This window comes from Rhodanobacter sp. C01 (assembly GCF_002001045.1).
Lineage (GTDB): Bacteria > Pseudomonadota > Gammaproteobacteria > Xanthomonadales > Rhodanobacteraceae > Rhodanobacter.
In genome coordinates, this window is the sequence record NZ_MUNR01000003.1 from 75,834 (window position 1) to 88,825 (window position 12,992).

The following is a 12,992-nucleotide window of genomic DNA, read 5'->3' on the forward strand; positions in this document are numbered from 1 at the left end:
CATTGTCGCGGTAGGAAGCACCGATCTAATACTGCTGCACCAGTTGATGTTCGTAATACGGCCGCACGCGCCGGTCGAGGATCGCGTACAAGGTCTCGTAGTCATTCGGACTTGGATGGAGCCATGCGTCGACGTCCTCTTCCTGAATTGGAACGGGACACCGGTCGTGGCCAGCTTCAATCACTTCAAAGGGTGGATCATCGGTGATCGCGGCGAATGTGTAGAACCCCGGATCGTCACCCGCTGGCTCGACATAAGTCCAGAGACAGGCAAGGAAAAGACTCTCATCAGTCGATGGGGAGAAGAGGATCTCAACGCTTTGCTCGCGCTCACCTGGCACCAGCGGTCGTTGCTGTAGATTGTGGAGATACACGCTTTCGTAGAATCGATCCACGATCATGATGCCGTGGCCGTAGCCGAACACCTTGCGCCATACGGTCGAAAGCTTGTCGCGCCGCGCGTTGTACGTGCCTGGTTTCTCGATCTCATCGGCTTCTGTCCAGCCGGGCAGGCGACAACGGTAGCGCATCGGGACGACCATACGACCGCCCGTTTCAGGATCACGAATCATCACCGGAGCAAAGTGACCAGGCCAGATCCTGTCGATGCCATCGGCCGATGCTGGTAACGCTAAGTCTTCCAGTTTCTTCCTTCCTGCCTCGATCTTGTTTGTTGCGACGCGGCGGTCGTTCTCGGCCTTTTTGGTCGGCTTGCTTGACGCGAGCTTGGCGTTCGCCTCGACGAGGCGCGCTTCCTGGACGCCGATCTCTGAGGCAATCAAGGCGATTGCCTCAGTTTCAGCCTCGCGCGCGATCTCGACCGTGCCAATATCCAACACGCCACTCGTTTCGTCCATCATGGCGCGCCTCATCGCCTTCGGGACAACCTTCACCCAGTTGCCTTTCTTCTTAGTCCAGCCCGCGAGCTTCGTGAATTCCTTGATGTTGAGCTTTCCGCCAATGCGCTCGTATTTCCTGAAGTCCGCCCAGATTTGCGCTGAATAACACATTTTGGATCCTGATTGAAGTGACCGTGCTGAGCATGTTGTATTCCATCCCAAGGTAGCAAAAGCATCAGCGCCTCGGGCAAAAAAAGAGAGGGGACATGGAGCGTTCGCACATCGATCAAGTTGATCAGTAGTACCGGCCGATCATGATCAGCGCCCCTCAACGAGCACTGGTTCCCCAGCCTGTTTCACGCGCGCGCCGAGATCGAACGCTGGCGGCGGGAATACAACGAAGAGCGACCGAAGAAGGCGTTGGGCGGGCTGACACCCGCCGCCTACGCGAAACAGTTAAAGTGACACCGGACTCTAAACCGTCCCGCTACTCAAAGCGGGGGGACGTCGGCCGGACCGATCAAGGCGTCCCTAGGTCGACAAGTTTGTATTGCTCTGCCCTTGGCCTCAACGAGTCTCGATGTTTCAGAGGAGATTGCATGGGTACGCGTTTCACAACCAGACTGCGTGATGCGGTTCTCTCAATTGATAACCAAGAAGCATTGAAGTGTGAAAAGGCAACCAGCAACTCTCTCTACACTCCGCTGTACTCGTCTGGAAAGTACAGATGGATGAAGGTGATGGAGTCAGATGGCACTCTAGTTGCCTGGCGCCCCGTGAATGGCGGTGACGGAAGACAACCGACGCAAACCACCCACTTGATGTTTGGTGTGGTGATTCAGTCAGAGGACGCAACGTCCCAAGTCAAAGCCAATCCTCTGGGAAAGGCTTTCTTGACAAAGATAAGTACAGGGATCTTCGTTGACCTCAGGGATGGAACGCGCTGCAGAATTGACAATCTATTGGTTGTGTTCGTCCTTCCCAAAGGTGCTGAGGCAAGAAGGCAGAAAACTTTCGCCCGTGCCAAAAAGTATGTAACGAATACGGCTGCCCTTGTCGATGATGTCGTCGCCATTGAAGTCGCAAGAGGTGCAAGCGCCGAAGATATCAAGACGGTGATCGTTGAAGAAATAAGGCCGTTCTTGTTCGGAGCCGGAAGGCCAAAGAGTGAAACGTAACAATTTATCCGATCCGACGCCGCGGGCGCTGCTTAGTCCAAGCGTTATCGTCCGCTCTTGGCCGATCCCAGCCGGTTCCCTCACGCTGATCAGGATGTGGTCTCACGTCTGCTTTGGGTGACTTTTGCCGATCGATCATGACCGGGTACGGTCGTGTCAGCAAAGGTCGGCAACAGCCAAAAGCTTCCACCCAGCACGAACTTCGGTCACGAGCCTGTCGTCGAATTAGCGCCTTTTCCTACAATTTCCAAGATGCCTGATAGTCGGGACCACGCGAATCTGGTGGATTGTTTGGCTTGTCAATGGATACCGTCAACGGAAAAGGAAAGTCTACGCCGACAAACGCGGCCTGACCGGGAGCAAGTGTCGGTAGGAACGCCACTGCCGCCCGGTCAATCTCCCCACACGCGCGCTCTACGACGTCGCGATCCCGGTCGTTGATCAGTCGATGCACGATCATCGTTCCCATTTGGCTGAGCACACCCTCCGGCAAATCGCGAGGGCGCTGGGTCGCAAGGCAGATTGTAAGCCAGTGCTTTCGTCCTTCCTTCGCAATCTGGTCGAACGCATCCAAACGAACCGAAGCGTCGTCGTCACCGATCTTCCGGTTCAGGAAGTTGTGAGCTTCATCTAGAAACACAGTAACTGGTTGCTTCTTGAACCGTTGCGCGCGACCGAACATGAGCAATCGGCGGCCAATGGCGTTCGCAACGATCTCGCGAGCATTGAAGCCATATGGCACGGAAGCCAGGGAAATTCTCAGTACACGATGTTTGCCCGCAAGGAACTCCTCAATCTCGCTTAGCAAGCTCGGACCGGTCGGCTCGAAAATGACCCGGAGGTCCGGCCCAGCAAGAACTGCGTTGATCCGAGCAACGAGCGGAGCGCAGTAAGCTTCGTTTCCATCACCGAGCCCGTAGCAACCCGCTTTCTTAAATGACGTAGGCCAAATGCACTCACTTACAATTTGCGTAGCCAAGAGCCGCACGTCGAACAAAGCATCCGGCGCCTCAATTGCGCTGCGGAGTGTGTTGAGCGCATCGTCGAAAGGCTTTCTTGGCAAGTCCGCCTTCGCGATGAGGCCGTTGGGCAGCAGAAGCCCATTGGTCGTCATCGCCGTCTTCAACGCCACAATAGGTGCCGACTTGTCAGTGGTCAGGATATGGGCGATGCGCAGGCTGTAAATGGCCTCGCGCAGCTTTGGACCTTGAACTTTTCCGGAGGGCTGGAATAGCCCATATAAGTCTTGCTCCTCAAGCGCTGAGTATGGCAGATGAACTTCCGTTTCCCCATGAAGCGGCTTCCCAAGCGAGACATGCTCTGCGAGTTCTCCCAGAGGATAAAATTCGCCGGTCGCGTCGACCAGGATGATCTTGCAGCTGTACTTGCCACTCTCTTCAATTAGCTTCGCAATGGTGTAGCTCTTGCCACCGCCCGTAGCTCCCAGGATCGCGCAGTGCCGCCCAAAGAGGCGCTCCGGCGTAACCGCTACGGAAGCGTCTTGAAGTGACGTGACAACCCCAAGACTGAGCTTCGCACTTCCATCAGCCGCGCCGTGAGCCGCATCTGCCACCAGCGCAGACATCAGGTCTGGCGCGGGGGAGTACACGTGAGCCCCTAGCCTTGGTCTGACCGCAATGCCGGGATAAATACGTCCACTTTCTCGATCAACGGTCGCAAGTAAATCAACTTCACCGATAGGGTCGACGAACCTCTCGGCGTCGAAGGATGGCTTGATTACAAGGCGATCTCTTTCAATCAGCCTTACAGCCGAAACGCGCCCGATGACGGCCGTCTTGTCGCAATCAATTAGGACAAATTCGCCAACCTGCCCCGTGCCGAGTGGGTGTCCGTACAGCGATGTTCCAGACCTTGCAGTCTCGTCGCCTAAGTTGACGAAGGCTCGGGCTGGAAAGACCGAAGACACGACGCCAACGTGGCGATTGGGATCAAGGACATTTTCCTTGGCACCGATCACGGTCATGTAATGAGCTTCCTCAGCACTGATCGAAGTTTGTCCTCTTCGGTTTCTGTGCCGATATCGGGCAACAGGCGTACGAAGCTAAAGAATGACAAGTCCAGCAGTGTGATGCGGGAATCTCCCTGCGCGACCAGCTGCTGCAGCAAGTGGATCTTTGGCCGATAGGCCCACTCGCTGGCGGGATCGCAGTGTTGTTCGCATTGCAACGTCGCAACGACAACGCGCAAGGAAAGATTTCGCTTGACGGCGGAAAGAATCATTTCAGATAGATGAGCATCCGCAAAGCCGAAGCCGACTACCAAGAGCCCGAGGCTCGGTTGTCTCAATGCCGACTGGAACTGCGACATCATTTCCAGAAACGGCTGACGATAGGTGAGCTCAAATTTGTCGCTACGGGGATAGATGATCACCGGCGCCGTTGGTCGATCCCTTCGGACTATCTGATTGCGCTCGATAGCCCAGTCAACAGAGCCGTGCAACTTTGCCAGAAGGACAACGCCGTCGATGAACTCTGGTCCCTTTGACTCAATGCGACGCCGTACGAAGTCAATGTCGAAGTTTGTCCCATCGAAGATCGGGATCGACTCGCGCCCGAAGCCGTCCACGATGATTGCTCCACTGTTTGCTGCCGCGCGTTCGATGCAAAGGTCATAGTTAGTTGTAAAAATGCGCGTGCGTGGCTTGCCCTGGGGGCGTCGCGCGAGGATGCGTAGGAGGTGCTCGTGGCTGGATAAATCGGCCGTATCCACATAGCCATGGCATGCGTCAGCAATGATCTTCTCGGCACTTGCAATGAATGGTCCCACTGTCGCATCGGGGCCAACAGGGGTATTTGCAAGCACCTGGCACTTTGAGAGGAGTGCTTCGATATCACCTGTGCCCGTGAGGGGGGTAGTGTCACCGACTTTCACCTGGATCGCGGCAAAACTCTTCGTGTCCTTGTCCCGAACCTTTTTCCAAAGGTCACTCATCTTCGGGCCACCAACGGCAGCAGACGCTCCGAGGCCAATTAAGGCTACAAGTTGCTCGCTTCCCAGCACAGCGCCCAGCGCTTGCTTGATCCGTCGACGGTGCTCTTGTCGCGCTTTGTCAGCCGCATCGGCAGGCTCCGCGTCTTCAATGCGAGCAACGTCGACCCAGTTGCCGCCTGTTGAGGCTCCGCTCATTCGGATCGGCGGCGGAGGTGCCGATGGCGCCGCGAGTGCCGACTTCGTTGCAGGCGCCGCGAAAGATTCTGGAGTGCTCATTCATTTCCCCCTCATGGGCATTCAAGTGATGCTCGCCTCTAGAATAGCCCCATGACCGCAAACGGCGAACGGGCTCCGGACAAGCGGCGGGTCTGCCGCGTTGTCATCAAAAGGTGCGAGACCAGATGCGCGCGCGGAAAGGGGCAAACGCGGTGTCATACAGTCGCGGTCGATTTTTCACGCTTCAGACGAGCTCAAATTTTCGAAGCGAGTTTTTCAACAGAATCGGTCGGTTTCGGCCGGTCGACGTGGACCTTCAGCTAAGCAAGCTGGTCCGCTGGCGGGTCATCGTCGATCGGAGCGTTCGATCTGGTGCACGCATGGAGCATGAACTCTCGCGGGCTTTTGAGCCTTTGCCGCATGGAATAGGCCAATCTTTCAGTCCTACTTTCTTCGAATGTAAATTTTTACATCTGATCACCCTATTGTATGCCGACGAGTTCACCCGGCGTCGGCGGGGTGTTAGTTGCCAAACATTAGCTCTTGCTCTTGCTCTTGCTCTGCTGTGCTCTTGCTAGACCAAATGGTCGGTGGGGATAGCCCGAGCTAGACCCACACCGCTCAATGAAGGCTCTTGCTCTGCTGTTGCTTTGGGGGGGAGGGGGGTTAAAGAGAGGGCAGGAGGGTGAGAGCACGAGAGAGGGAGGAGGGAGAGAAGAAGGGGAAGAGAAGCTCTAACTATCAGTGCTGGATACTAAGCTAGCGCTCGAGTAGCGACTGGGACAACACCCGAGCCCCTCGCAAGAGAGAAAGCGTACGCGAGGCCACAGGCGAGCCGTGCGCTTTTTACAGACCGCCGTAGGCAAGGGCTGACAAGTAACCCTAGTCGCCAGCCGAAGAGCTGGCGACGACCAGTTTTATGCTGGCAAGCAAAAGTCCGAAGAGATGGAGACATCTCACCCCAATCAGTTAATCCAGACGCCGCAGGGGAAGTTCATGAGCAGAGAGCCAGACTTCGAGCGTGCCGAGCCAGAAGTGATACGAGGCGATCATTCGATGAACTGTTTCGCTGGTCGCCTAAGACGCAAGCATGGGACCGTGTCGGGCCGATCTCTCCTGCTGACACACCGAGCACTGGCAACGCATTGACCTAGCTTGCCAAAGTTAGCTCTTTTCATAGCGATGGTTGACCCACGACGTTGCTCAGGGCGTCTGAGCAAAACACGGCGCACGTCAGGTGGTAGTCCAGTGCAGCCTGAGGATCAACGGCTTCCAACTGATCAGCCACCTGTTTGACAGTACCCTGAGGCTTCCCCGCTGAGTCATGGCACTGACCATCAAGGCCACACAAGGCGTCGTAGATCGGAAAGCCATCCTGATTGATCCCGCTTACCTGGATATCTGAATCACCGTTTTCACGCTTCATGGCTGCCAAAACAGCCAACGGCTGAGTAACCGACTTGCTCCACTGCGACGGCGGGTAAGGCGAAGGACGGCCAATGATGTTGCCTGCATTGTCAGTACAGATCACATCGCACTTATAGCTGTAACGACTGATGTCGACTTGACGAACATCCGTCATAGCGATCGATACCTGTTGCACCGTGCCCTGGTCGCCTAGTGTTTCATTGGAGCAACGGCCGTTGGCACAGGTAAGCGCATAGACCGGATAGCCTTCGTGGTTAATAGCGTTGACCGTCAGCATAAGCTTGGAGCCGTTCTTAGCAGCTATTTGCCAGGCCACCTTGCTGTCGGTGGTTGCGAACGACAGGGGATGACCGTCCACACCTGTACCGTCGGCTTCGACAGCAGGTAGATCCATGTCCTGCGCTGAGTCAGCCGCTGCGGTGGTAGCAGCCGGCTGTTGAACCACAGCGGATTGCACCGGCAGGCTTACTGTGCCGGCCGGGGCAGCGGTGATCTGGGCTCTAGCGTCTTGGTCGGTGGTCCCATTGGTAGCAGGGCTGTTGTCTACCGGGACCGTTACGCCATAGGAAGTCGAATGGGAGTTGATGGCCTGGTAACCGAGGAAGGCAACGGTGAGGCAAATGGCGACAACGCATAGGAAAATCAGCGTTCTGGTTTTCATTAAGCTATGTTCCTTCCATAATCCGTGGAGACGGCATTTGTTGGGATAATTCCACCGCTCCTACGCTGCGGCGAAGTGCGGATCGCAGCAGCCAGCATCCAACCGATTGACGATGGATGCTGGCCATTTTCGAGAATTTACAGAAATGTAACCACGACAAATTCCAGGCTTTGAGGATGTTCTCAGCACGGAACGTCGGTTGGATGCGTGGCTCGCCGATTAAGGTGCAATTTGTGGCTCGTAGTCGGAGTAGCTGATGGAAGAATTGTGGATGACTAAACCAACCACTCTCTCGACGGAATTCGAGCTGTAGGCAATATCGTCGGTGTGGCCGTCTTGATGAACTAGCTCAGCGCCCGCGTAGACTAAATCGGGCGTGTTGTCGTCGGCGAGCGTCCACTGAAACAGCTCATCTCCTCTGGTCACCGGGTTTGGATCAATCGCCTTTATCTGCGCGCCCACGTTCTTTTCGACGTTGCCGAAGTACTCCGCTTTTCCAGCCGTCTCCTTCGCCAGTTGGTCTTGATCAGATTTAATGTAGCCAGACACATTGTCAATTAGCGTACGAATCCCGGATGGGTCACTCTTGTCTTGCTCCAGGGTGGCGGAGCTCTGAGCTATATCCGACCGCAGCAAACGGATATTGCTCTGCAGCTCGTAGACGGCATTGGGGCTTGCCGATGTAATTCCGCTTTCGTCTCTGGATATGGCCGCTGATGGCTGGCTACTCGGATTGGCTTTCGTCGATAGGGATAGATGATCTCTCGCATCTCCGACGATGGTGACCAAATTGCCGTCGTTGAATGCATCTGTGGGAAGGCTGGCGCTTACCCGATTGGTCGTGCTTATGATCGAGGGCACGTCACCGGACTTCAGTGCCGCCAGCTCCTCGGTTTGGTCTTGCAACTTTTTCTTGTCTGCATCGACCCTGGCTTGAGTGTCAGGATCAACGATGCCGGCGTTGAGATCGGCCAAGGTCTTTTGCTCGCCAGCCATCTTGGCTTGCAGCGAATTCATCCCGGCAACGTAATTGCCTTCGAGGGACTGGATGGTGCCCTGCAAGTCCGACAGCCGCTTGTCGTCACGCGACTTGTAGAAAGCCGCCACACCGCTGAGTTCGCAGCGGTACTCGATAATCGTGCGACCCCTGCCATCTTTGACCGTATCCCACTTCGTCGATGTGCAGATTTTTCGATGGTCAAACGCTTGCCCGATCTTGTACGACGGATCGGCCGGGAGGACAGCGTTCTGGACAGCCGCTATTTTGCCTCCGGAGCATGCCGCCAACGTCGAGGCGATGCCGAGCAGGATTGCCTTCTGGCTAACCCTCAAGAGGATCACCCTTCCGGATTGGGGGCGACCGTGGTTATGCGCTGTCATGGATGGAATTCCTTTGCGTTAGTTTTAGCTTGGCCTTGCGATTCTTCGGTGATCACGATGTGGCACAGACGTACCCTTCGACTGGGTGGCGAGGCGGTATCCCCGCATAGCGGCTACCCACACCCCCAGCCAGGTAAAGGAAGCGACCACAACCGTCAGTGCCGTCAACCCCAGCACACTGCTGCCGAGGTTGACGTTGTCGTTGAACCAACTGAACACCAGCCAGGAGACGAAGCCGCCGCCTACCCACAGCTATCTCGCGCGGCAGGATGATGCGAGGGCCGAAAGGACCCGTTATGGGGTATTACGCACTCGGCGTGGCCGCTGCACGCGTAGCCAGCAGATGCTTGGCGTCGGTATAGATGAAGATCTTGCTGACGCTATAGAGCACCGTGGCAAGGATCAGCACCTGATCGGCACTGCTGATGGCCACGATTAGAATGACGGCCTGGACGAGCCATGTGATGTACTTGGTGTAGACATTGCCGCGCATGATGCCGTCAGCCGTTTTATTCACGAACTTCTTGTAGAGCGAACCCAGCTTGGTGCTGGCGAACAGCTTGCGACCCAGGAGGCCGACAAACGTGTAGACACACAGAGCGATGTAGATCCATTCGACGATCGAGCTAATGGCGTTGTTGTCCATGCTATTTCTCCGTAGCAGAATTGATGGTTGACTATGTTGGGTGCGGGCTCGTTACAGCGGCACGCAGCGGATACGTTCGTTTGAAGCGCTCCGTCTTGCATTCCCCTGTCATTTGATCCCCATTGGGAATGGCGTTTCTTGTGGAACAACTTCATCGTTGTTGAATATATCCCGTGGATTGATGGTCGCGCAATCGGCACCTTGCGTGCATGGCAAGGGATTTCGATCAAGTACGCCAACGACTGGCGCTCAACATTCGAGCGCTGAGGGCTGCTATGCAGCTCTCACAAGAGCAACTGGCCCTTGACGCTGACGTTGATCGAACTTACGTCAGTCAAATAGAACGCTCGATTGGCAACCCATCTTTGCTTGTGCTCTGTAAGCTCGGACTGGTGTTGGATACAGATGTTGCGGATTTGTTGGAGGGCGAAGTGCCGCCAACGCGCCGACGAAAGTAGCCATCGCTACCGGCAGTTCGCGTGCACGCCTTCTGACTAGCACGCCCCTCCAGTCCTTATACGACTAACCCCAGTGCCTCTTCCCACGCCTTCTGCTTGAGGGCAGCCCCTTGGCCAAACCAAGCCGCGTCGAGGCGATGATCATCACTGCGAGCGCGACGATGGTGATCAACGAACTCCGTGACGCCGTTCACCAGACCCCACGCCGTCCCAGCCGCAGAGGTCAGATTCGAGCCTTTCCCTCTTCCTGCGAGGAGCTGCTGTACTGACTTGGCTGCGCGGTCATTGACGACTGCCATACCGCGCGCCGTGACGTTTGCAGCCGGGTAGGTCAGCACGCGTTGCAGGAAGGCCTCCGTTGTCTTCGCATTGACTCTGCACTCGGACAGCGCCTTCATCTGCAACATGAAGTCGTCCCACGACGCCACCGCAATGCCGAGCTGGCGCTTGACCGCCTGGGCGTCGAATTGGCTACGGTGCGGCACCTTCACGGCGCCCGTGCCCTTTGCAAGGGCGAGGGCCAAGGTGTTGTTGCAAACCACCCGAACTGAAGTGAATTGCGCTGTGGTGGCCAAGGTGCCGTCGCAGGCCGTGGCTAGCAGCAGATAGCCGTTGACCCGGTCGCGGCCCTTGAGCGCCACGGTCTGGCCGGTACGGGCAAGCGCCCAGAACTTTCGGCCCTCCTTCAGGACGCCAGCGGTCTCCAGTTCGAAGCCACCGATGTCCGTGAGGTCGCGATAGAACTCCAAAATCTCGGCCGGCTGTACTACCTGGTAGCGTTTGGACACGATTGCCAGCGGGGCCTTGGTGTCAGAGCGGTACAAGACCTTTTGCTCAGGGAATGTGCGAATGGCATCGGCATCGCATGCGGCGAAACGCACGTCCGCCGCCTCAATACGCCAGTTCATGCCAGCCTGTTCGGCCCAGACTTCGAGCGGCTGATCGCGGGCCAGCTGTTGACCCAAGCCGTGCCAGGGAACTTCGTTGACGTAGGCCATGGTTTGTACGAGATGCATGACAAAACTCCTTTTTGGACAGATGAACGCATAGAGCCCGGCCGAAACCGGGCTCTATGCGTGATGGAAGGAAAAGAGAGAGGTGATCTGACTCGATGCCTCGGTCAGCTCAGGGAACTGCTTTGTGCGAAGTCTGCTACGTCAAGCGCGTAATTCGTGGGATGCAGACAACGTCTTCAACAGCCCCGTGAAGAGCAGACAGATCCATTGTCTCGACACTTAGGCCACACGCAGGCGTTGCTCTGATTGCGGACCCATATGAAATAGTGTCCTACAGTTGGCCATCAAGAATACGCACGACCGTGAGAGCTGCGGGAGGTGGCCCAGCATGTTGCGACCGGCAGAAGTCGACCCATTGCGGTCACTCGAGTCGCCAACCTCGAGGCGGCAAATCCGTCGTTCTCTTAGCGCTCTTTGCCTCGATTTGCGTCGCGCGCGCGCGTCATACCGGCGACGAATTTTCGCGCTAGACGCGAGAATGCACCACGTTCTTCAGCGCTCCAGTCAACCAAAAGCAGGCCGACCAAGCGTCGCCGGGCAGCCGCAAGTCTGCGGTCGACGCGGCGGCCTTCGGCGGTCAGCGTCGCTTCGCGGACGCGCCGATCGTCGGTCTGTGTACGGCGTTCAACGAGACCCGCCGCCTCCAGCACTCCCAGTTGGCGACTGATGGTTGTGTGATCGCGGCCGGCGTGGTCCGCGAGCTGTGCCACGCCCATCGCGCCAAGCGCACCGAGCCGCGCGACTAGCGGGAAGAGGGAACGATCAAGCGATACTCCCGCCTCGCGCAGCAAGACGTCGTCTTGCCTCGGGTTGTTCAGCGCGCCCATAAGGCAGATCAACGCTGCGATGACGTCATCGATGTCATCGCTGTTCGCTGCAGCGGGGTCTGCCATTGCGATACCTCGGTGGTTCGGATAAAGTGCGTGCATCATACACGCTTTAAAGGACCACGCATGACTGCACCCCCAACTGTTTTTGTCATCGTCGGCAGCGTACGCGCCAAACGGCTCTGCCCTACCATAGCCGCGTGGGTCGCCGACATCGGTCGAAGTCGCGCCGAGTTCGTCGTGGAGATCGTGGATCTCGCCGACTGGCCACTGCCGTTGGACGACGAGCCAGGAATCCCAGCGCTAGGCAGTTATTCGACTGAAAGAACGCGCGCGTGGAGCGAGAAGATTGCTGGCGGTGCCGGTTTCGTCTTCGTCGCGCCGCAGTACAACTGGGGGTACCCTGCTGCGCTCAAGAACGCGATTGACCACCTGTACCGCGAATGGCGTGGTAAATCAGCGATCATCGTCAGCTACGGGGGGCATGGTGGTGGCAAGTGCGCCGCGCAACTGCGGCAGGTGGCCGACGGCCTGAAGATGCGAGTGGCACCGACCATGCCTGGCCTAGAACTGTCGGACGACATGATGCGCGAGGGGAAAGTTGAACCAGCACGCGACTTCGCCAGTCATCTCGCCTCGGTCGAACTGGCGTTCGCAGAGTTGGCGGCGTTACTCATTCAACCACCTGAAGCGAAGCAAAGGTAGGAAATCGGATTTTCTCGGCAGCCAAGGCACCTGACATCGTGACGCGAGGTTGCTGGCCCAAGCCGGTACGAGCTCCGGTTCGCCTGAAGCTGCCAATGACGAAGGGCCGCTTATGGCCGAACTGAGACATTCCTGGCATGCCAAACGAGATGACGGCACCACCGGAATGGACATCCGCATCAGGCGCGACGCGAAAGAGGGCGTCGGCCACCCGGAGATGGCCGACGCCACTCAGGGCTCGTCTCGCGCCAGGATTCGACCGAGTCCTGCAAGTACCACTTCGTCTACCTTCTCCCGTATGAAGTACTCGCAGCGTTCGCGCCAGGAGTCTTCGTCCCACTCACAAGAAGCGACACGATCGTCATACAACGCCTCGAACTCTGCCGCCCAATTCTTCGCGAGGTTGTGGAACTCGTAACTATCGTTGGGCCGGAAGCGGGCGAGCGCCATGTTCCATGCGATCTCCACGACCGTCTCGATGAGCTTGCCGTGCATGTGGAGCGCGGCCGCGTTCTCGGCCAGCCGTTCGCTGTAGTTCTTCATGTGCGTGCCTCCCGTGTGCGCAGGTAGTCGTGAACGCGATAGAGCCGCTCGATCCCGGGCGTGTTGTCCTCAATCCACTCCTCAGGCCTTCCGTTTCCTCGTGCGCTCTCCATCAGGCCGGTCTCATCCAGTTCACCATGGGTG

11 protein-coding genes and 1 pseudogene are annotated in these 12,992 nt (G+C 57.1%); 3 read left to right on the forward strand and 9 right to left on the reverse strand.

All coding sequences use genetic code 11. From position 1 onward, the window contains the following. Positions 1 to 25 precede the first annotated feature (25 nt). Positions 26 to 1,009, reverse strand: a complete 984-nt coding sequence (locus tag B0E50_RS00415; RefSeq protein ID WP_077439075.1) for an SOS response-associated peptidase family protein — start codon at positions 1,007 to 1,009, stop codon at positions 26 to 28. A gap of 156 nt (positions 1,010 to 1,165) precedes the next feature. Here B0E50_RS00415 and B0E50_RS00420 point away from each other — a divergent pair. After that, positions 1,166 to 1,303 (forward strand): annotated as a pseudogene (locus tag B0E50_RS00420) (integrase core domain-containing protein); the annotation flags it as partial. 134 nt (positions 1,304 to 1,437) lie between these two features. Next, positions 1,438 to 2,016 carry a hypothetical protein gene (locus tag B0E50_RS00425; protein ID WP_139350692.1) on the forward strand — a complete coding sequence of 193 codons (579 nt, stop codon included), beginning with the start codon at positions 1,438 to 1,440 and terminating at the stop codon, positions 2,014 to 2,016. A 238-nt stretch (positions 2,017 to 2,254) separates the two neighbouring features. On the opposite strand, the gene B0E50_RS00430 is transcribed toward B0E50_RS00425, so the two are convergent. The 7 genes from B0E50_RS00430 to B0E50_RS00465 all read right to left on the reverse strand — a co-directional run bounded on the left by B0E50_RS00430 (position 2,255) and on the right by B0E50_RS00465 (position 11,666). Next, positions 2,255 to 4,000 (reverse strand): ATP-binding protein, encoded by a 1,746-nt coding sequence (locus tag B0E50_RS00430; protein WP_077439079.1) that lies wholly within the window; start codon positions 3,998 to 4,000, stop codon positions 2,255 to 2,257. Beyond that, positions 3,997 to 5,244, reverse strand: a complete 1,248-nt coding sequence (locus tag B0E50_RS00435; protein WP_077439081.1) for an SIR2 family protein — start codon at positions 5,242 to 5,244, stop codon at positions 3,997 to 3,999. Before B0E50_RS00435 ends, B0E50_RS00430 begins: the two co-directional genes overlap by 4 nt. Positions 5,245 to 6,358: 1,114 nt before the next feature. After that, the gene (locus B0E50_RS00440) at positions 6,359 to 7,273 is read right to left on the reverse strand and encodes a hypothetical protein (RefSeq protein WP_077439083.1); all 915 of its coding nucleotides are present in this window, start codon (positions 7,271 to 7,273) and stop codon (positions 6,359 to 6,361) included. Positions 7,274 to 7,492: 219 nt separating this feature from the next. Then, positions 7,493 to 8,653 carry a hypothetical protein gene (locus tag B0E50_RS00445; protein WP_139350693.1) on the reverse strand — a complete coding sequence of 387 codons (1,161 nt, stop codon included), beginning with the start codon at positions 8,651 to 8,653 and terminating at the stop codon, positions 7,493 to 7,495. A gap of 304 nt (positions 8,654 to 8,957) precedes the next feature. Further along, entirely contained in the window at positions 8,958 to 9,299 is a 342-nt protein-coding gene (locus B0E50_RS00450) for a hypothetical protein (RefSeq protein ID WP_077439087.1), read from the reverse strand. 514 nt (positions 9,300 to 9,813) lie between these two features. Further along, a complete protein-coding gene (locus B0E50_RS00460; protein ID WP_077439091.1) occupies positions 9,814 to 10,773 on the reverse strand; it encodes a DUF932 domain-containing protein in 960 nt (319 codons plus the stop codon). Positions 10,774 to 11,177: 404 nt separating this feature from the next. Further along, positions 11,178 to 11,666: a MarR family transcriptional regulator gene (locus tag B0E50_RS00465; RefSeq protein ID WP_168170758.1), complete on the reverse strand. Its 489-nt coding sequence runs from the start codon at positions 11,664 to 11,666 to the stop codon at positions 11,178 to 11,180. A 60-nt stretch (positions 11,667 to 11,726) separates the two neighbouring features. Between B0E50_RS00465 and B0E50_RS00470 the strand changes: the two genes are divergently transcribed. Beyond that, positions 11,727 to 12,305, forward strand: a complete 579-nt coding sequence (locus tag B0E50_RS00470) for an NADPH-dependent FMN reductase (protein WP_077439095.1) — start codon at positions 11,727 to 11,729, stop codon at positions 12,303 to 12,305. 231 nt (positions 12,306 to 12,536) lie between these two features. Here the strand turns inward: B0E50_RS00470 and B0E50_RS00475 are convergent, their stop codons facing one another. Further along, positions 12,537 to 12,848, reverse strand: a complete 312-nt coding sequence (locus B0E50_RS00475; RefSeq protein ID WP_077439097.1) for a hypothetical protein — start codon at positions 12,846 to 12,848, stop codon at positions 12,537 to 12,539. Positions 12,849 to 12,992: the final 144 nt, after the last annotated feature.

Coding starts and splice junctions, on each gene's coding strand:
- B0E50_RS00435 (WP_077439081.1), bottom strand. CDS start 5,244: ATGAGCACTCCAGAATCTTTCGCGGCGCCTGCAACGAAGTCGGCACTC.
- B0E50_RS00460 (WP_077439091.1), bottom strand. CDS start 10,773: ATGCATCTCGTACAAACCATGGCCTACGTCAACGAAGTTCCCTGGCAC.
- B0E50_RS00415 (WP_077439075.1), bottom strand. CDS start 1,009: ATGTGTTATTCAGCGCAAATCTGGGCGGACTTCAGGAAATACGAGCGC.
- B0E50_RS00425 (WP_139350692.1), top strand. CDS start 1,438: ATGGGTACGCGTTTCACAACCAGACTGCGTGATGCGGTTCTCTCAATT.
- B0E50_RS00445 (WP_139350693.1), bottom strand. CDS start 8,653: ATGACAGCGCATAACCACGGTCGCCCCCAATCCGGAAGGGTGATCCTC.
- B0E50_RS00430 (WP_077439079.1), bottom strand. CDS start 4,000: ATGACCGTGATCGGTGCCAAGGAAAATGTCCTTGATCCCAATCGCCAC.
- B0E50_RS00475 (WP_077439097.1), bottom strand. CDS start 12,848: ATGAAGAACTACAGCGAACGGCTGGCCGAGAACGCGGCCGCGCTCCAC.
- B0E50_RS00450 (WP_077439087.1), bottom strand. CDS start 9,299: ATGGACAACAACGCCATTAGCTCGATCGTCGAATGGATCTACATCGCT.
- B0E50_RS00440 (WP_077439083.1), bottom strand. CDS start 7,273: ATGAAAACCAGAACGCTGATTTTCCTATGCGTTGTCGCCATTTGCCTC.
- B0E50_RS00470 (WP_077439095.1), top strand. CDS start 11,727: ATGACTGCACCCCCAACTGTTTTTGTCATCGTCGGCAGCGTACGCGCC.
- B0E50_RS00465 (WP_168170758.1), bottom strand. CDS start 11,666: ATGGCAGACCCCGCTGCAGCGAACAGCGATGACATCGATGACGTCATC.